This window comes from Rhizobium sp. NFACC06-2, assembly GCF_900101425.1.
Taxonomy (GTDB): domain Bacteria; phylum Pseudomonadota; class Alphaproteobacteria; order Rhizobiales; family Rhizobiaceae; genus Agrobacterium; species Agrobacterium leguminum.
The window spans coordinates 80,598-99,502 of record NZ_FMVA01000015.1; the positions used below are offsets into that span (position 1 = coordinate 80,598).

The following is an 18,905-nucleotide window of genomic DNA, read 5'->3' on the forward strand; positions in this document are numbered from 1 at the left end:
GCCCGAACGACTGTCCGGACAGGCCTTTGACGGCGATGAAAGAACGCTTAGTTCAGCTTGGCGCCTTCATAGGTCTTTTCGAAGCGGCGCAGGCCGGTATTGGCGCGCTCGACGGCCTTGTCGAGTTCAGCCTGGATATCGGCGTTCTGCATGAAGATGGCTTCGAGCGAGGTGGCGACTTCCTTGCGGATCTGCGTGAAACCGCCGAGGCGGATACCGCGGGTGTATTCGGAAGGCGGCGTAAAGGTCAGGCTCTCGATGGCCTTTTCGCGGCCCTTATAGGGAGCTTTGTCGTAAAAACCATTGGCCTTCATGGCGTCGAAGCCGGTCTTGGTGACCGGGATGTAACCGGTAACGGTCGACCACCACTCAACCATATCAGGCTGGGCGATGAAGTTCAGGAACGCGGCAGCGCCCTTGTATTCGGCTTCCGGACGACCGGCCATGACCCACAGCGAAGCGCCGCCGACCAGCGAGTTGTGACGCTCCGTGCCCTTCCAGATCGGCAGCATGGCGACGTCCCACTTCACGCCTTCCGGCATGGACTTGCCGACGGTGCCGTGGTTGGCGATGGAAGTCATGAACATCTGGCAGGTCTGCGAGGTGAAGGCCGGCAGGATATCCATGCCGAGCTGCTTGGTCTTGACGACGAACAGCTTCTCGTCCTGCATCTTCTTGAAGAATTTCACGTGGTCGACGAACTTGGTCTTGTTGATCGCAAGTTCCGCGTCCAGACCCTGATAACCGTTGGCCTTGGTGGCGATCGGCTGGTTGTGGATGGCGGAGAATTGCTCCATCAGCATCCATGTGTCGAAGTTAAAGGCGAGCGGGCATTCGAAGCCGGCGGCTTTCAGCTTCTTGGAAGCTTCTTCGACCTGTTCCCAGGTATCGGGCTTGAAGGTGATGCCGGCTTTTTCGAAAGCGTCGACATTGTAATAGAACATCGCGGTCGAAGAATTATAGGGGAAGGAGTTCAATTCACCCGAAGCCGTAGCGTAATAATTGGCGATGCCGGGGAAATAATTGTTCCAGTCGATCTTGTAGCCATTGTCGGCCATCAGCTTCTTGGCGGGAACGAAAGCCTTGGACAGCATCATGTCCAGTGTGCCGGCGTCATAAATCTGGGTGATGGCGGGCTGCTTCTTGGCGCGATAGGCGGCAATGGTGTTCTGCAGGGTGGATTCGTAATCGTTCTGCGAGGTGCAGACGATCTCGAATTCGGCCTGGGAGTCGTTGAACTTCTTGCAGGTGTCCTGCACGCGGTCGCCGAGATCGCCGGAAAGACCGTACCAGAATTCGAACTTGGTCTTTTCTGCCTGGGCGGCGGTGGCGCCGAAGGCGGCGGCGATGGCGACGCCGGCCACGAAGGAAGTCAGAGCGGAAGATTTCATGAGTTAGCCCCGTTGATGGAATGATGGCCTGCTCGGCAAGGACCTCATGTCCCCGGCACGTAGCCACGGGCTCTGCTAACAGTCGTATTTAACGGATCGCTTACATTTTGTTGAACGTTTTATGATGACTGGCCGCGCAGCGTATTCTGCGCGGCGAAAAAAGTGCGATAAATGCGGAAAATCGGAATATAACCTTGTTTATCAAGCGCTTACTGTTTCCGGATTGCGTTGCCACTTCTTGCTGAACAGCTTTTTCCAATCAACCTCGACGTGCAGCCTCGATGGTGGCGACGTCGATTTTCTTCATGTCCATCATCGCGTCGAAGGCGCGTTTGGCCTCCGCGCCGCCGGCGGCCATGGCTTCCATCAGCACGCGCGGCGTGATCTGCCAGGAAACGCCCCATTTGTCCTTGCACCAGCCGCAGGCGCTTTCCTGCCCGCCATTGCCGACGATGGCGTTCCAGTAACGGTCGGTTTCTTCCTGGTCTTCGGTCGATATCTGGAACGAGAAAGCCTCGCTCTGCTTGAAGACCGGCCCGCCATTGAGGCCGATGCAGGAAACGCCTGCCACGGTGAACTGCACCGTCAGCACATCTCCCTTCTTGCCGGAGGGATAGTCGCTCGGCGCATGGTGAACGCCGGTTACCGCGCTATCCGGAAAGGTTTCGGCATAAAATCTGGCTGCGGCCTCGGCATCCTTGTCGTACCAGATACAGATCGTGTTCTTTTCCATTTGTGTGTTCCTCCCAAATTGAAATCGTCGTCGGGCCGGCGCGAAAATTCGCCGGCCATTGCCGGTTCCCCATTCGGTATAGAATGCGACCATGCGCCGAACGTTCCCAAAAAAAGGCGGCGAGAAAAAACCGGCAGGCAACACATTGCCACGGTATCTGCAACTTCAGATGACGAACATCAACTTTATCCTTAAATATTATTTAAGAATGTAATCATAATATTCACGAATGATTTTGAATAGAAATCATCCCTTTCTAATGGAGGACTGCGCGTGAGTATTCTTGATCGTGGTGCCAATGCTTTTGCGGTTCTTGCCGCGCTTTCCAAATCCCAGGCCATCATTGAATTCGACCTTTCGGGAAAAATTCTCAACGCCAACGAGAATTTCTGTCGGGCGCTCGGTTACGAGCTTTCGGAAATCGTCGGCAGGCACCACAGCATGTTCGTGGAGCCTGCGGTCGTGTCCTCGCAGGACTACAAGGCCTTCTGGTCCAAGCTTTCGGCCGGCCAGTTCGATCAGCGGCAATATAAGCGCATCGGCAAGGGCGGCCGGGAAGTCTGGATCGAGGCGTCCTACAATCCGGTGTTTCGTCGCGGCAAGCCGGTGAAGGTAGTCAAGATCGCCACCGATATTACCGACCGCAAGCTGAAGGCGGCGGAAGATGCGGGCAAGATCGACGCCCTGTCACGGGCGCAGGCCATCATCGAATTCTCTCCGAACGGCGAGGTTTTGACTGCAAACGAGAATTTTCTGGCCGCGCTCGGTTATTCGCTGGCGGAAGTGCAGGGCAGGCACCATTCCATGTTCTGCGAACCGGCCTATACGCAGTCGTCGCAATATAAGCAGTTCTGGGAAAGGCTGGCCGGCGGCGATCTCGTGGCGGATGAGTTCATGCGGCTTGGCAAGGGCGGCCGCAAGGTCTTCATTCAGGCGTCCTATAACCCGATCTTCGATCTCAACGGCAAGGTGTTCAAGGTCGTCAAATTCGCGACCGACGTGACCGGCCGCGTCGAAAACGTCGAAAAGCTGGCGCAATGTCTCACCGATCTGGCCGAGGGCGATCTTGCCCAGAGCATCGACAAACCCTTCATCCCCTCGCTTGAAAGATTGCGCACGGATTTCAACGCGGCTTCGGAAAAGCTGAAAAGGGCCATGACGCTGGTGTCTGAAAATGCCGGCGCCATTTCGTCCGGTTCCAACGAGATCAGGTCCGCTGCCGACGATCTCGCCAGACGCACGGAGCAGCAGGCCGCCTCCATCGAGGAAACGGCAGCCGCGCTCGAAGAAATCACCACCGCCGTCAACGATTCGAGCCGCCGCGCCGAAGAGGCGGGCAAGATCGTCGCCCGTGCCCGTGACCATGCGGAACATTCGGGCCAGGTGGTGCGCGATGCGATCGGCGCAATGGACCAGATCGAAAAATCATCGCGCGAGATTTCCAACATTATCGGCGTGATTGACGAAATCGCCTTCCAGACCAATCTTCTGGCATTGAATGCAGGCGTGGAAGCCGCCCGCGCGGGTGAAGCGGGCAAGGGTTTTGCCGTGGTTGCGCAGGAGGTTCGCGAACTCGCGCAGCGTTCCGCAACGGCCGCCAAGGAAATCAAGAGCCTGATCAATGCCTCCGGCGCGCAGGTGGAAAACGGCGTTGGCCTCGTCACCCGGGCGGGTTCGGCCCTGCAGGAAATCGCCGAGCAGGTGCGGGATATCAACACCAATGTCGTGGCGATTGTCGATGCCGCGCGCGAGCAATCCACGGCGCTTGCGGAAATCAATCAGGCGGTCAACACCGTCGATCAGGGTACCCAGCAGAATGCCGCGATGGTGGAGGAGCAGACCGCCGCAAGCCACAGCCTTGCGCGGGAAGCGGCGGCCCTGTTCGAGCTTCTCGGGCAATTCCGGTTCGAGGACATGGCCCGATCCTCCGCCTCAGCGCGCAGCGGCTTCGAGCAGCAATCCGCGCCGGTGAGCTCGCATCGCAGCGCACCCCGCCCGCTTGCGGCGCGCGGTTCCGCAGCGGTTGCCGTCAAGCATGAGGAGTGGCAGGACTTTTAGGGTGCGGCCTCAGCAAGCCGAGCCAATCACGCCCACGTCATCCTCGGGCTTGTCCCGAGGATCTGCAACGTATTGATTTTGTTCGACGTGATTAGATCCTCGGCACAGGGCCGAGGATGACGCCGAGAGAATGTTGATCCTCCACGACTGACTTTAAAAGGGGCTGCCCGCCGTCCGAGCCCCGTCCGATCACGCCAGTCCATTCGATGTTCGATACGTGATGACAAGCCGGAAAGCTGGGCATATCTTCCGGATTGGCCGATAATCGGCACATCGTGTCTGGAATTTTCGGGGGCTTTCGCTTGGCAGGGATATCGACAAGCCGCACGGCTCTTGCGCTGTGTGTGCTGACCGCAGCCTTCGGCGCGGCGCAAGCCGAAGAGCCCGCCGGGAAAAAAGCCGCCTGCGCCTATAGCCATGATGTCGCGCCGGACCTGTGCATCAATGCCGGCAGTTACAATAACGATCTTTGCCATGCCATTGAGGTCCTTGCCGCCCGCCATGCCGTTCCGCCGGATTATTTCGCCCGGCTGATCTGGCGGGAAAGCCTGTTCCGGCCCAATGCGGTCAGTCCGAAGGGGGCGGAGGGCATTGCCCAGTTCATGCCGGGAACGGCCCGGTTGCGCGGTCTCGAAGACAGTTTCAACATCATCGCCGCGCTTGAGGCGTCTTCCCGATATCTCTCCGAATTGAACGTGCAGTTCGGCAATTTCGGCCTTGCCGCCGCAGCTTACAATGCGGGGGAGGCGGGCTTGCGGAACTTTATCGCCAACGGCCGCCTGCCCACCGAAACCCGCGATTATGTGTTTGCGATCACCGGTTATCCGGTGGAGACATGGAAGGACAATCCGCCGGAAAAGGCGTCTCCGGCGCTGGATGACAACCGTTCCTTCCTTGATGCCTGCGTGCGTCTCGCTGACACCCGCACTATGAACGATCCCGTTCTCATTGCATCGGCCGACTGGGCGCCCTGGGGCGTGCAGCTTGCGGCGCATTATAATCCGGCCGTGGCGAACCGGCTTTTCACCCGGGCGATCCTGCAGCTTTCGGAACCGCTGAATGCCGAGCGGGCTTTGATCGTGCGGCAGCGGGGCGGCAATTTCGGTTCGCGGCCGCGTTATGCCGCCCGCATCGGCCGGGAGACCAGAGCCGAAGCCAACGCGCTTTGTGGCGATATCCGGCGCGCGGGCGTTCCCTGCACCGTGTTCCGCAACAGGTAAAAACGGCGCGCGCCGGACGGACCAATCGTCTTCCCGCGACAGGGCTGATCATAAGAAGTTGATCGGCTTTGCGGCCGTTCGATCTTTCCGTGCAAAATGATCGTGCCTAGATTTGCCCCCGGACGCTGGCCGACAACCGCGGCCGCTGACGTTTTGTAGGGAATGATCTGGAAATGAGATGGCTTGAAAGAGGATGTCTGGCGACCGTGCTGGTCGTCGTTGCGGCGTGCACCAGCGCCGGCGAGACGGGGATTTCCCGCACTGTCGCCGATTTCGTCGGGCAACCGCGCGAGGCCGCCATCGCCCGACTCGGCCGCCCGAACAAGGTCATCATCGAAAACGGCGAAACCGAATCCTACTGGCTGAAAGTAGACAGGGAGATTTATGCCGGCCTCAGCAACAGGCGCGAAGTCAAGACCGTCGACGGGCAGGCGCAGGTCTCGGAAACCGAGGGCATGAAGATCAAGGAGCATCGCCGCGACTGCATCATCAAGATAACCGCAGATGCCGCCTCCATCATCAGGACGAGCGAGATCATCGGCAATCCGGCCAATTGCGAGAACCTTCTCGACAGCCAAGCCACCTGAGGAACTGCTGTCGCGGCCGCTCCGCTTGCCGAAGCCTCAAAGCTCCATCTTGATCGTCAGCATATATTCGGTGCCCTTCGCCCGGTCGCGCGTGCGGGAGACTTCAAGCGTGACCTTGTCCATCTTGTGCCCAAGGGTTTCCTTGATCGTTCCTCCCGGCGTATCCTCGCGCCGGAATGAGGTGTCGCCGTAACCGACGCCGATTTTGCGGGTAATGGCATTTTCCGTGTAGGTTCTTCCGAACATGGCGGAGGCCTGGCCGCTGCGCACCGTCGTCTCGAAACCGCGGGAATCGATGTCGCGATAGGCCGAGGCGGCAATCGAATTGTCCGAGCTGCTATAGCTGCCGCCGGCGCTTATTCTGGCGAGGCGATGGCCGTCATGTTCCAGGGAAAAATTGCCATCGGCCGAAGGTCCGAAACGACCGCCGTTCATGGCATCCTTATAGGTGAAGCGGAAGCGGCCGCTGCGTGCGTCCACCTGATAATTGTAGGAGGCGTCGCCGCTGCGGATCTGGATGCCCGGCGCCGGCTCGCTGCCGAGAATCGGCGATACCTTGTCCGCGAACTGGAACAGGGGTTTGGTGACCTCTTCAAATTCCGACTTCGACAATGCCAGCGGCTTGCCATCCGGGTCGAACTTCCCGACCGCCAGGCATGGGCGCTGGTTGATGATGCTCTTCAGGGCAAAGACCGTGCAATTGTCGCTTGTCGTGCCGGCAATCGCGGCGTGGACGGAGTTGCGCAGGGTGTAGCTGCCGCAGCAGGAGAAGGCCTCGTTGTCGAGGCTCGCATCGCGCGTATAGCCCGTAAAGACAATGCCGCTTGCCCCGTTGGTGAGGCCTGCATTGGCGAAATGCGGCCCGCTTTGCAGCGGAAACAGCTTCAGCCGGCTCTGGTCAGCGAGCGTTTTCGGGTTGGAAGGCGATGGAAGCGGCATTCTTCTTCTCTCCTGAAACACGGGAACGGTGCGCTTTTTTTACCATCCTAAATTGAAGCCGCAACCCTTAACTGTACCCTGTGAGATATGCCGTTTCTGTGGATGAGAGCGACCGCTGTTGTTACCGTGAGCCTGTGCGCATATGCTGGAATACTCAATCTTGATTTCCGGGCAAGGCGGACAGGCGCATAATGACCTCCCAGTTGGATTTTTTCGCACCCGCGGCAGCGCGGTTTCCGCAGGCTGAAAGAGGGCGAAAAGCGGGTGGTCGCGAAACGGCCCAAAAGACCGGTACGGACGATGAGGCCCTTGCCGCATATCTTGAATCCACCGGTAATTATCGTGTCCTGCGCCGGCTGCAGCCGCGCGCGGTCGTTGATCGGCCAAGGCCGGAATTTGCCCGTCAGGGTGTGATCCTCGATACGGAAACGACGGGTCTCGACCATCGCACCGATGAGATCATCGAAATCGGCGTCATCGCCTTCACATTCGACGATAACGGCACAATCGGCGATGTCACCGGCATCTATGGCGGGTTGCGGCAGCCGGGTGTCGCCATTCCGGAAGAAATCACCCGCCTGACCGGGATCACCGACGAGATGGTCGCGGGACAGTCGATAGACATGGACCGGCTGACCTCCCTCATTGCCCATGCCGATCTGATCATCGCCCACAATGCCGGTTTCGACCGGCCCTTTTGCGAGGCGTTTTCGCCGATCTTCCGCGACAAGGCATGGGCCTGCTCCGTTTCGGAAATAGACTGGCGCGCGCGTGGTTTCGAGGGCAACAAGCTCGGTTATCTGATCGGCCAATCCGGCTATTTCCACGATGGCCATCGCGCGGTAGACGATTGTTTCGCCCTGCTGGAAGTGCTGGAGCAGACGCGCCCCGGCCAGAGCAGCACGCCCTTTGCCGAACTTGATGAGGCAAGCCGGCGCTCGAGGGTGCGCCTCTACGCGGAAAACAGCCCGTTCGACATGAAGGATCATCTGAAAAAGCGGGGCTATCGCTGGTCGGACGGCTCCGATGGCCGGCCGAAATCCTGGTGGGTGGAGCTGCCGGAGGAAAAGCTCGAAGAGGAGCTGCATTTCCTGCGGACCGAAATCTATCGCTGGGATGCCGATCCGACGGTCAAATATCTCACCGCTTTCGACCGGTTCAGGGCCGGGTGAAGCGCGGGGTATTTCGGGCTTTCAGATTGCATACAATTTCTGCAATGAATCGAAAACAATCGCTGTAAATTTGGGCAGGTCCGCGCACGGGTCTCCAAAGCGCAAAAAAATATCATTTTACATCAATGGCTAAGCCGATTGGCACGCCTCCTGCATGACAAAGACGTCGCAGGAGAGTGTTTATGAGCAAAGCCGCAGCAATCGACATCGCGTCCGTATCCAAGATTTACGGCAACACCACCGCCGTGCATGCGATAAGCCTCAAGATTCCCGCCGGGAGCTATTGCTGCCTGCTTGGCCCGTCGGGCTGCGGCAAGACCTCGACATTGCGGATGATTGCCGGCCACGAAAGCATCTCCAGCGGCGATGTCCGGCTCGGCAATACAGTCGTCACCGATCTTCCTCCCGCCCGGCGCGGCACGGCGATGATGTTCCAGTCCTATGCGCTGTTTCCGCACCTCGATCTCGTCGACAATGTCGCTTTCAGCCTCAAGATGAAGGGCGTGGACAAGGAAACCCGCCGGGCGAAGGCGCTCGAAATGCTGCGGCTGATGCAGCTGGAACCCTATGCCAGCCGTCGTCCGGCCCAGCTTTCCGGCGGGCAACAGCAGCGCGTGGCGCTGGCGCGTGCGCTGATTACCGATCCCGAGGCGCTGCTGCTGGACGAGCCGCTTTCGGCGCTTGACCCGTTCCTCAAGATCCGCATGCGCGCCGAGCTGAAAAAGCTTCAGACCTCGCTCGGCATCACCTTCGTGCATGTCACCCACAGCCAGGAAGAGGCCATGGCGCTCGCCGATATCATCGTCGTCATGAATGACGGCCGCATCGAACAGGCAGCCACCCCGCGTGAGGTGTTCGAGCGTCCCGCCACCGCCTTCGTTGCCCGCTTCATGGGCGACCACAATGTCATTTCCGGGCGTTACCGGGAAAAAACGGATGATCTCGTTACGCTCGAAGTGGCGGGCGGCGGCACTTTTACGGCGAGCGGCGTCGCCCCGGATGACGGCGCGGTCGATATCGCCGTGCGCACCGACCGCGTCCGCGTCGGGGAGGCGCAGCAACCGGGCCTCGGTTTCACCGGCATCGTCTCGAATGTCGAATATCGCGGCGCCAGCGTGAAGATCGCCGTCACCGGCGCGGGAATCGAGGATTTCAACGTCATCCTCAGCGATGCCGCCTTCTTCGAAAATCCGGTCAGGACCGGAGACGCCATACCGCTTTCATGGAATGCGGCCGATGCCATCGTGCTCGGCCGGGTAGAGAAGTGACCCAAAAATAACCAGAGGAGAACTTTGAAATGACCGATACCACCAACAGCAAAAAGGGCCTTTCCCGCCGCGGCCTCCTGAAGGCGGGCGCTGCCGCCACGGGTGCCGCAATCGGCTCCGGCCTCATCACCGGCTTCCCGACCATCTGGGCGCAGAACCCGATCACCATCCGCCAGTTCGGCACCGGCGTGTCGAACCTCAACGCCATTGCCGAAAAGTGCAAGGCCGATCTCGGCATCACGCTCGAAATGACGGCTACGGATTCGGATGCCGCCGCCCAGCGCGCCGTCACCCAGCCGAATTCCTACGACATCGCCGATATCGAATACTGGATCCTGAAGAAGGTCTATCCGGCCGGCGTCATCCAGCCGATGGAAATCAAGAAGCTGAAATATTACGACAAGATCGTGCCGCTGTTCAAAAACGGCAAGCTGAAGCCGGACAGCGTCGTGGCGCAGGGCACGGCCCCGCACACCGTCGGTTTCGTCGAAAAGCCCGGCGACAAGACATTTGCGAAGGGCGAGACCGATTATTTCACCATGGTCCCGACCATCTACAATGCCGATACGCTCGGCATCCGCCCCGATCTCGTCGGCCGCGATATCTCCAGCTGGGCCGATATCATGGACCCGAAGTTCAAGGGCAAGACCTCCATTCTCAACATCCCCTCCATCGGCATCATGGATGCGGCGATGATCATGGAAGCCATGGGCAACATCAAATATGCCGACAAGGGCAACATGACCAAGGAGGAGATCGACAAGACCATCGACTTCCTCATCAAGGCGAAGAAGGACGGCCAGTTCCGCGCCTTCTGGAAGAGCTTCGACGAAAGCGTCAACCTCATGGCGTCGGGCGAAGTCATCATCCAGTCCATGTGGTCGCCCGCAGTCGCCGCGGTCCGTTCCAAGGGCATCGCCTGCAAATACCAGCCGCTGAAGGAAGGTTATCGCTCCTGGGGCGGCGGTCTCGGGCTTGCGAAGCACCTTTCGGGCGCGAAACTCGATGCGGCCTATGAATATATCAACTGGTACACCTCCGGCTGGGTCGGCGCTTATCTCAACCGTCAGGGTTATTATTCCGCCGCAATGGAAACGGCGAAGGAGCACATGACCGCCGACGAGTGGGGCTACTGGGTCGAAGGCAAGCCGGCGCAGGGCGACATCATCGCGCCCGACGGCAAGGTCATGGAAAAGGCCGGCGCGGTGCGCGATGGCGGCTCCTTCGAGGAACGCATGGGCAAGGTCGCGTGCTGGAACTCCGTCATGGACGAGGACCGCTACATGGTCCGCCGCTGGAACGAATTCATCGCGGCCTGATGTCCTGAAAAGACGGTGCCGGCGGCCAATGCCGCCGGTGCCTGCCCATAAACAGCGAAAGGCTTCATGATGGTGACGGTCAGACTCATCGGCGTCAGCGACAAAAAGGACAGGCCGCCCCGCAGCTTCGCACTGCCGCAAAAGCTCGTGTCCTATGTTCAGGCCGCGCCGCTTTTGCTGATCCTCGGCTTTTTCCTGGCTCTGCCGATCCTCATGATCGCCGTCGTCAGCTTCTGGGATTACGATTTCGCCCAGATGTATCCCGATTTCGTGACCTTCAACTATCTGGAAACGCTCGGCTCCTGGGTCACATGGCAGACCTATCTCAACACCCTGAAATATGCCGCCATGGTCTGGGCGATCACGCTGTTCTGCGGTTTCTGGGTCGCCTATTTCCTTGCCTTCCACATCCGCACCACCACCATGCAGATGGTGCTCTTCCTCGTCTGCACCGTGCCGTTCCTGACGTCGAACATCATCCGCATGATTTCCTGGATTCCGGTGCTTGGGCGAAACGGCCTCGTCAACAGCGCCCTGGTCGGCACCGGCATCATTCCCGAACCGATCGAATGGCTGCTTTATTCGGATTTCGCCGTGGTGCTCGCCATGGTGCATCTTTATACGCTGTTCATGGTCACGCCGATCTTCAACACGCTGATGCGTATCGACAAATCGCTGATCGAGGCAGCGCGCGACGCTGGCGCCACGGGATGGCAGACGCTCACCAACGTCATCATTCCGCTCGCCAAGCCCGGCATGGCCATCGGCAGCATCTTCGTCGTCACGCTGGTCATGGCCGATTTCTCCACGGTTCAGGTCATGTCCGGCGGCCAGAGCGCCTCGGTGGCGCTGATGATGAAGAATCAGATGTCGCTGCTGCAATATCCGGCCGCCGCTGCGAACGCCGTCATCCTGCTCATCCTCGTTCTTCTGATGGTCGCGGGCATCCTGCGCATCGTCGATATCCGCAAGGAGCTTTGATCCCATGCATCAGGAAAAACGCGGCCGCGAATTCTATGTCCTCGCCTTCTTTTTCGCCCTCTTCGTGCTGTTTCTTTACGGTCCGCTGTCGGCCATCCTCATCCTCGCCTTTCAGGGGCCCAATGGCGGCCTGACTTTCCCGCTGAACGGCGTTTCGCTGCACTGGTTCGGCAATCTTTTCGAACAGCAGGCCGTCGGCGATTTCGGCGGCTCCTTCCGCCGTTCCTTCGGTCTTGGGCTGATGGTCATGGCCGTTACCGTGCTGGTCTCGCTGCTGGCGGGCCTTGCCTTCCGGCGCAAATTCATCGGGGCGACGCCGTTGTTCTATCTGTCGGTCGCAAGCCTCGTGGTGCCGTCGATCATCATTTCGCTCGGCATCGGCGTTCTGTTCCAGCAGCTCGGGCTGGAGCCGTCATGGTATACGTCCGCCTTCGGCGCGCATCTCACCTGGACGCTGCCTTTCGGCGTGCTCATCATGCTAGCCGTCTTCAACCGCTTTTCGCCGTCCTATGAGGAAGCGGCCCGGGATCTCGGCGCATCCTCCTGGCAGACCTTCGCCCATGTGGTGCTGCCGATGATCGCACCAAGCCTGATCGGCGTCGGGCTTTTCGGCTTCACGCTTTCTTATGACGAGTTCGCCCGCACATTGATGACGTCAGGCACCTACAACACGCTGCCGCTGGAAATCTACGGCATGACCACCAATGTCACGACGCCGGTGCTTTATGCGCTCGGTGCTGTTACAACCCTGTTTTCCTTCCTGGTGATCGCGGCCACGCTCGGCCTGATCGTCACGCTCAATCGCCGCCATTCACGCGGATAAAGAAACGTAAAATGCGCATTCTCGTCATCAATCCCAACACCACGCAATCCATGACCGCGACCATCGCCGACGCCGCGACGCGGATAGCCGGCCGCGATACGGACATAATGGCCGTTACCTCGTCCATGGGGCCTGTCTCCATCGAAGGTTATTACGACGAGGTTTTCGCCGTGCCCGGCCTGCTGCTGGAGCTGGCAAAGGCGCCGGCGCTTGGAGCCGACGCGGCGATCATCGCCTGTTTCGACGATACCGGGCTCGATGCCGCCCGCGCCTTGGCCGATATTCCCGTTATCGGCATCTGCGAGGCGGCGGTCTCCGCCACCGCCTTCATCGCCCAGAAATTCACCATCGTCACGACGATGGAACGCTCGCGGCTGCCGCTGGAACATCTTGTCCATCGTTATGGCATGTCCGCCCGCTGCAATGTGCGCGCCGCCGATATTCCGGTTCTGTCGCTGGAAGATCCCGCCTCGAACGCTCGTGAAAGGCTGCGCGCGGAAATCTCACTGGCCCTGAAAGAGGACAGGGCGGAGGCGATCGTGCTCGGTTGCGCCGGCATGGCGGATCTTGCCGCCGAACTGCGCCATGAATTCGGCGTGCCGGTCGTCGATGGCGTCGCGGCGGCCGTCAAGCAGGCGGAATCGCTGGTGTCCATGGGGTTGTCCACCGCCAAGCGCGGCGCTTATGCCACGCCGCTTTCCAAGCCCTATCGCGGATTGCTGGAGCCATTCCGGCCGGACAGGCTCTCCGGGACATCGGCAGACGGCGGAGACGTTCTCACCGCTTCTGACCATAAAACGACGAAGGCGAGCTGATAGGCCAGATCGCGCCGGACGTTCTGCAATGCGAGATCGCTCAGAACTATTCTGGGTCCGTTTCTTTGCAAGATGTTCAACCGCTCGGCCCTGGCGATTATGGCCGTTACATGGGCGCGGCTGACCCCATAGGCGCGCGCCGTCGCCTTGCGGGAGAACACGCAACCCGTCGCATCGCACGCGTCTGTCTTCGCGGCGGACAGCAGGTCCAACAGGATCAGGAAACCAGGCGCATGCCCAAGGAACATCCGCATTTCCTCTGAGAGAAAAGGAAAATCCTGCGCGTGCCGCAAAAACCAGCTCACACCGTCGATAAGCATGCCCGTTCCGATGGCTTCCTCCGCAGGCGTCTCCGTTGCCGGGAGGGTTTGCCATGGCGAGGCCGCGACGCAATAGGTGCTGGCAAGCCTCTCGATTGCCGAAATAATCCAGCCATTTAGCGACCATGGCCGCTCACGGTTATCGCCGCCGGGCGGGTGACGCTGCGCGGTATTTTCCAGTTCCAGCCAGTCGATCAAGGCGCGTGTCCTGCGGCTGGATGCCCAGCCGGGTGGAACGACGACTGCCTGAACCGCCGCCAGCGTAAATTGCCCGCCATGGACCGATGCGATGCCCACGGCGCACATGACGGTGGCGAATGCGCCGAAGTCTCCGAGCGCACGGACGAGGCGCTGCTCCTGTTTGAAAGCGGTCGATAGGTGGGTGCAAAGATAGGCGACAGCATCACCAAAGGCATCGTCGTTCAGGATTCGGTTCGCAAGTAGGTCCAGCCTCTCTCGAAGCATGTCCGGCCGAGGCCGGGCGAAGTCCCTCTTCGGGTGCGTCTTTGAAGCTGGGGCGCCTGCTTTTCCGGATACCTTTCTCCCGTGGTTTTTTGCTCATCGCTACTTTATGGCGAATTCGAAAACGTGAGTTCTGTTCGCTGACGACGGCCGTGCAGGGCAGTCGTGACAGCCGGAAGGTTACCCTCCGCAAGATGCGTGCATTTTGTTGCACTCCCCCGAGGCCCCGTTGAGCGGTATTAAAAAATACTCTCATAAATTGAATGTTAAGGGGCGCGTAAAAATGTGTTCCCTTTTGAAACGGTTTGCGGGAGTAACGCTGACAATAGCGTTATATACTGTTTTTATTGCATAATTGAATGAAGCATCGGATGTGGAATCTTTCGTCCATTTGCCCGGAATGCAATCTTTGATGGTTGCTTTTTAGGTCTTGACGACGTTGCAGACGATGCGTCCGAAACCGCCTGATATCCGAATGTTACTGCCATGTCTCTGGCACGGTCGGCAGCGATGCCGGGCGGCGCATGGAGCCCGTCGTGCCCTTTTATTCATCCCCAATTCTCCAGAGGAGGTTGAAATGATACAACTTAAACACGTTGTTTTTGCTGGCCTTGCGGCCTTCGCAATGCAATTCGATATTCCGTCCATGGGCCAGCCGGCCATTGCGAACGCGGCCACCCTCACCGCCGAGCAGACGGCGGCTTTCCAGTCGAAACTGGAACAGGCGGAAGCGAGCCGCGAGCTGCTCGGCCGCCGATCCGTGTGCCTGATGGAACATCTGACGGCGCAACAGCAGCTCAGCGCCGACCGCGAGAAGGCGCTGGGGCAGGCCATGTACCTGCAGATCGAGCTGGAGCGGCAGGTGGTGCAGTCCGAAACCAGCGTGAAGGGCTATGAGGAGCTGGTTCAGTCCGAAAACGAGAACGTCAAGGCGCGCCAGGCCACCTTCGAAAAAGCCCGGAAGGAAAGGGACGAGCAGGCCAAGAGAGTAAAAATATGCAGCGGCGTCCTCTTTTTCCTGCCGGGAATTTGCCAGGCCGGTGACGCCGCGGTGAAGGCGCTGGGCTGGATGAATGATGCGGAGCGGGAATACCGGACCGCGCAGCCACGGCTGGACAATGCCCGGGCAGCTCTTGAAAGCGTTCGCAACCAGCTCGAAAACAATCGCCGCCAGCTTGCGGCGGCACAGCAGAGCCACGCGGAAAACCAGAAGGCGGTGAAAACTCTGGAGGAGCAGATCACCAGGCTCAAAGCGGCGATCTCCACCATCAACGTCAAGGTTCAGGACTTCAACATTCAGGTCGGCAACTTCACCAGCGCTCTGAAGGAAGCGAGCGAGGTCAATCCTGACGACGCGAAAATACGTCAGGTTACGCGGCTCTCCGCCGAGATCGACGGCCTGACCAAAGACGTGCCGCAGTTCATTTCCTCCACCGAGGCCGGACTGCCGGACGACGCGAAGAAGCAGTGCGGGTCGTGAACGATCACCCCCCAAAAAAATGACTCTCCGTAACCACCCATCAACAGGAGCATGAAAATGAACAATGTCGTGACTTTCGAAAGCCGGACCGCCCAGATCAACAGCGCAATCGATGCCGGCGTCGATGCGATCGTTTCGCAACCGAATTTCAGCCTTCCCAAGTCGGATACGGCGCTTGTCCGGTCTTATGTCGATAAAATTCAGGGAACCTATGATGTCGAGCGCGCCAAGCGCGACACCGACAATGCGATCGATCTGCTTTACATCGCCTATAACACCACGCCGCAGGAAAACGGCGATATTCGCGTCCGCATCAGCGCGATCATGAACAGGCTGATCACGTCGCAGCAGAAAAGCGAAATAGTCATGAAGAACGCGATGGAGGCAGCCACCCGCATCGGCCTGTCCATCGCCGATCTTTTCCCGGACTGGCTCGATGTCAGGGAAGAAAACGATCAGGCGGAAATCAAGGCATTTGTCTCCAACGATCTGATAAAGCTCGCAACGAATATCCGGGATAGGGCGCTCAGCGTTCGAGACGAGCTTCTTGCCCTTGCTGCAACCTATGACGCCATCATCAGGGACACGGCGCAAACCACGGATATGAGCGAAACGGCCTTGAGCAAACGCCTCGCCGATAAAGCCGTGATGGAACGGGAAATCCGGGAGGCGGACGCACGGCGGGAACAGCTTGAATCGCTTGTCAACGATCTCAAGGAACAGGTTGCGGCATTCGAAAAGAAGGCACGGGAATATGAGCAGCGGGCCAATACGGCCGAGCAGCGTGCTTTTGTCATGTCGATCGTCCGCGTCGGCGCGCAGATGATTTCAAGCGCAATTCCCGCCATCGCCATGGTGGCGGGCGGTCCTGCCTCCATGCTGGCCTCGTCGGTTGGCGGCGCGCTTTCGGGACAGTCCAAGGCCGGGCAGGATGCAGACGGGCAGGGGCAGGGCGGCGGCTCCCGCAACCCGTCAGGCGGCGGAAGCAAGGCCGATGCGGCCGCCAAGCAGAGCGAGCTCTCCGAAAAGAAAGCCGAGCTTCGCAAAAGCGAGGAAAAACGCGACGCTCTGAAGGGGGATGTCAAGTCGCTCGAGGACGCCAAGGCGAAGCTTGCGCAGGACGCGGAGAGCGCGGACCCCAAATCGAGCAAGGCCATCGAGCTTGCCGAACTCGACAAGCGTCTGGCTGCACGTGCCGCGGAACTCAAGGCGCAGGAAGAAAAGATCGCCGCTCAGCAAACGGTTATTTCCAGCCTGCAGGCTTCGCTCGATGCTTTGGACAAGGGGCTGGGCAAGCTCTCCGAAGAGCAGCAGCAACAGGCGGCCAGCCTGCGCGAAATCCAGATGCAGATGATCGACAAGGCGGAGGCCTATGAGAAGGAACGCCGTACCCAGGCGGCCGAGCTCATCAGGATCAATGCCCTGCTGAAGGGGAAGCAGGCCGAGGATGACAAGATCAAGCTTGCGGTGCAATCGCTCAACGTCAGCATTTCGGCGCTGAAACGCATGAAGGAAATCGTTGAAGAAATCGCCTTCTTCTTCAAAGGCTTCGCCGATTTCATGCAGGCGGTTGCAGATGATGCACAGCGTCAGATCACCGGCATTGAAAATGTCGCCGGGCAGGAGACGCTGCGAAAGAACCGCTTCGCGCAGCTCATCCGCTCCGTCGACGAGTTCTTCGTCAGGCAAACCGCCCAGTGGCACGCGGTGGTGATCGTCTCCGACCGCTTCAACCGCAGCTTTGCCGAAGGATGGTCGAAGCTCAACAAGTTGCAGGGCGGATATATCGACAGTGCCAATCTGCCGGCCTATCTGGCGGGTGTCGCGGAGAAGCTCTCGGCCATCGTCGCCGAACGCGAGGCCGCCGCGGACGCAAAAATCGCGTCGTTGCAGGCCTATCGTCAGGATCTGAGCAAGACCGCCTGATCCCCTGAGAGCCTGCCGCTCCTGTCCCGGCCCGACAGGAAGCGTCTCCATGATCCCGGCCGAACACGTCCCCTCGGGCATGGGATCATGGGCAATGTCCTGCCGGCGCAGATGCCGGCAGGACGGCCAACACCACCCAGACCTCAACACCCAGCAGATGTAATCAACGACGGGCACCCGGCTGTAACCCGTACCCCGTCATTTTCAACAAGGAGAAGACCATGCCAACAGTCAACAACCCTCCCGCCCTGGTGCCCCAGCTAACCCCCGCCTGGTGCTTTACCGCCGTCGAACAGATGGTGCGGGCCTATTATGGACTTCCCGCGGCGACGCAATACGTCATTGCAAGGCGCAACACCGCGGCACTCGCCACCGTCGATCCCGAGGTTCGCGAGCGCTGGGAACTGGCGGAGGTTCTGGATCAAACCGGCGGCATCAATGAACAGACCGGCGCCAATCGGAACAGCAATATCGTCCAGCTGGTTTCCAGCCAGTGGAACGCCTTCGATCACGAAACGACCGGCGGCCACTTCGTCAATGGCCTGACGGCCGACATCGTCAGACACGAGATCGATAACAACCGCGTCTTCGTAATCGGAACGGAGTACCACTATTACCTCGTCTATGGCTACACCGTGAATGGCAAGGATCTGGAACTTCATATCCTCGATCCATGGCCAGCCGGGCGGGGCGGTGCCAGAACGCGGCTCGGCCTGCAGGAATTTCTGGCAATGCCGGCCCGCGTCGCCATCACCTTCGGCTAAGCCGCAAAGCCGAACACCGGCCGCATTTCCATCGATTGCCGGATTTATCCGGCGCCCAATCAACCACAGATCCCACCATGCTATCCTGCACGCCAACGTCCGGGAACAGGTGGTCAATGTCCAAAAGGAGATACACATGCCACTTCTTGGCAATTTCGTCGTCAAGCATATCCGGCCCTTCGGTGAAGCAGGCTATAATGCTTTCCGCAATGACCAAACCATCGAGTTCCTCACAAGTCTCGGGCTCAGCGGCGGGGATATCGCCAGCATCTTCGCCGCCTGGCGTCTTGCGGCCCTGGCCGATCCCGTCGGCGAGAGCAATCTTCTCGTTGCGGCAGCGAATGGGCTGGCGCAGGCACGATGGGAATATCTCTATGAGACCCAGATGAGCACTGTCCTGTTCCTCGACGATGTCCAGCTTGAATCCCTCAGCCACCTCGCGCCGGGCGCCAACCAAAACTTCTCATGGCGATCCCCAACCCCCATCGCCGCCGCGGTGACCATCCACAACGGCAGCAACCGGCATCACATCATCTGGGATGCGACGGGCTTTTCCGGCGGCACCGATGAAAATGGCTGGATTTCGCACTTCACCGCATTGTTGCCCACCGAGCGATAGGCCCTTCGCCGGATAATCGCCAAACGAC

At 59.5% G+C, this 18,905-nt stretch carries 17 protein-coding genes; 13 read left to right on the forward strand and 4 right to left on the reverse strand.

Annotated features, from left to right (window positions below; translation table 11 throughout):
• Positions 1-47: 47 nt before the first annotated feature.
• Together F3H58_RS21680 and F3H58_RS21685 are read right to left on the reverse strand one after the other, a co-directional pair.
• Entirely contained in the window at positions 48-1,391 is a 1,344-nt protein-coding gene (locus F3H58_RS21680) for an extracellular solute-binding protein (RefSeq protein ID WP_004432875.1), read from the reverse strand.
• 259 nt (positions 1,392-1,650) lie between these two features.
• On the reverse strand, positions 1,651-2,124 hold the full coding sequence (locus tag F3H58_RS21685) for a VOC family protein (RefSeq protein ID WP_149743724.1): 474 nt from the start codon (positions 2,122-2,124) through the stop codon (positions 1,651-1,653).
• A 273-nt stretch (positions 2,125-2,397) separates the two neighbouring features.
• On the opposite strand from F3H58_RS21685, the gene F3H58_RS21690 reads away from it, so the two are divergent.
• The 3 genes from F3H58_RS21690 (at position 2,398) to F3H58_RS21700 (ending at position 5,989) form a co-directional block, all read left to right on the forward strand.
• Positions 2,398-4,182 carry a methyl-accepting chemotaxis protein gene (locus tag F3H58_RS21690; RefSeq protein ID WP_149743725.1) on the forward strand — a complete coding sequence of 595 codons (1,785 nt, stop codon included), beginning with the start codon at positions 2,398-2,400 and terminating at the stop codon, positions 4,180-4,182.
• Positions 4,183-4,484: 302 nt separating this feature from the next.
• Positions 4,485-5,402, forward strand: a complete 918-nt coding sequence (locus F3H58_RS21695) for a transglycosylase SLT domain-containing protein (RefSeq protein WP_149743726.1) — start codon at positions 4,485-4,487, stop codon at positions 5,400-5,402.
• Between the two features lie 173 nt (positions 5,403-5,575).
• Complete coding sequence (locus F3H58_RS21700; RefSeq protein ID WP_149743727.1) at positions 5,576-5,989, forward strand: hypothetical protein; 414 nt, start codon at positions 5,576-5,578, stop codon at positions 5,987-5,989.
• Positions 5,990-6,025: 36 nt separating this feature from the next.
• Here F3H58_RS21700 and F3H58_RS21705 read toward each other — a convergent pair whose 3' ends face one another.
• On the reverse strand, positions 6,026-6,928 hold the full coding sequence (locus F3H58_RS21705; RefSeq protein ID WP_149743728.1) for a hypothetical protein: 903 nt from the start codon (positions 6,926-6,928) through the stop codon (positions 6,026-6,028).
• 191 nt (positions 6,929-7,119) lie between these two features.
• On the opposite strand from F3H58_RS21705, the gene F3H58_RS21710 reads away from it, so the two are divergent.
• The 6 genes from F3H58_RS21710 (at position 7,120) to F3H58_RS21735 (ending at position 13,306) form a co-directional block, all read left to right on the forward strand.
• Complete coding sequence (locus F3H58_RS21710) at positions 7,120-8,100, forward strand: 3'-5' exonuclease (RefSeq protein ID WP_149743729.1); 981 nt, start codon at positions 7,120-7,122, stop codon at positions 8,098-8,100.
• Positions 8,101-8,282: 182 nt separating this feature from the next.
• A complete protein-coding gene (locus F3H58_RS21715; RefSeq protein WP_065656057.1) occupies positions 8,283-9,368 on the forward strand; it encodes an ABC transporter ATP-binding protein in 1,086 nt (361 codons plus the stop codon).
• A gap of 29 nt (positions 9,369-9,397) precedes the next feature.
• A complete protein-coding gene (locus F3H58_RS21720) occupies positions 9,398-10,687 on the forward strand; it encodes an ABC transporter substrate-binding protein (RefSeq protein ID WP_059758747.1) in 1,290 nt (429 codons plus the stop codon).
• A 69-nt stretch (positions 10,688-10,756) separates the two neighbouring features.
• The gene (locus tag F3H58_RS21725; protein ID WP_149743761.1) at positions 10,757-11,668 is read left to right on the forward strand and encodes an ABC transporter permease; all 912 of its coding nucleotides are present in this window, start codon (positions 10,757-10,759) and stop codon (positions 11,666-11,668) included.
• A gap of 4 nt (positions 11,669-11,672) precedes the next feature.
• Positions 11,673-12,491: an ABC transporter permease gene (locus tag F3H58_RS21730; RefSeq protein WP_149743730.1), complete on the forward strand. Its 819-nt coding sequence runs from the start codon at positions 11,673-11,675 to the stop codon at positions 12,489-12,491.
• Positions 12,492-12,502: 11 nt separating this feature from the next.
• Positions 12,503-13,306 carry an aspartate/glutamate racemase family protein gene (locus tag F3H58_RS21735; RefSeq protein ID WP_149743731.1) on the forward strand — a complete coding sequence of 268 codons (804 nt, stop codon included), beginning with the start codon at positions 12,503-12,505 and terminating at the stop codon, positions 13,304-13,306.
• Here the strand turns inward: F3H58_RS21735 and F3H58_RS21740 are convergent.
• On the reverse strand, positions 13,198-14,091 hold the full coding sequence (locus F3H58_RS21740; protein ID WP_149743732.1) for a hypothetical protein: 894 nt from the start codon (positions 14,089-14,091) through the stop codon (positions 13,198-13,200). The two genes, F3H58_RS21735 and F3H58_RS21740, sit on opposite strands and share 109 nt — an antisense overlap.
• Positions 14,092-14,665: 574 nt before the next feature.
• Here F3H58_RS21740 and F3H58_RS21745 point away from each other — a divergent pair.
• The 4 genes from F3H58_RS21745 (at position 14,666) to F3H58_RS21760 (ending at position 18,877) form a co-directional block, all read left to right on the forward strand.
• Positions 14,666-15,568, forward strand: coding sequence for a hypothetical protein (locus tag F3H58_RS21745; protein WP_149743733.1), 903 nt, complete (start codon positions 14,666-14,668; stop codon positions 15,566-15,568).
• Between the two features lie 57 nt (positions 15,569-15,625).
• Positions 15,626-17,494 carry a tyrosyl-tRNA deacylase gene (locus F3H58_RS21750; RefSeq protein ID WP_149743734.1) on the forward strand — a complete coding sequence of 623 codons (1,869 nt, stop codon included), beginning with the start codon at positions 15,626-15,628 and terminating at the stop codon, positions 17,492-17,494.
• 221 nt (positions 17,495-17,715) lie between these two features.
• Entirely contained in the window at positions 17,716-18,258 is a 543-nt protein-coding gene (locus F3H58_RS21755) for a hypothetical protein (protein ID WP_149743735.1), read from the forward strand.
• A gap of 136 nt (positions 18,259-18,394) precedes the next feature.
• Positions 18,395-18,877: a hypothetical protein gene (locus tag F3H58_RS21760; protein WP_149743736.1), complete on the forward strand. Its 483-nt coding sequence runs from the start codon at positions 18,395-18,397 to the stop codon at positions 18,875-18,877.
• Positions 18,878-18,905 lie beyond the last annotated feature (28 nt).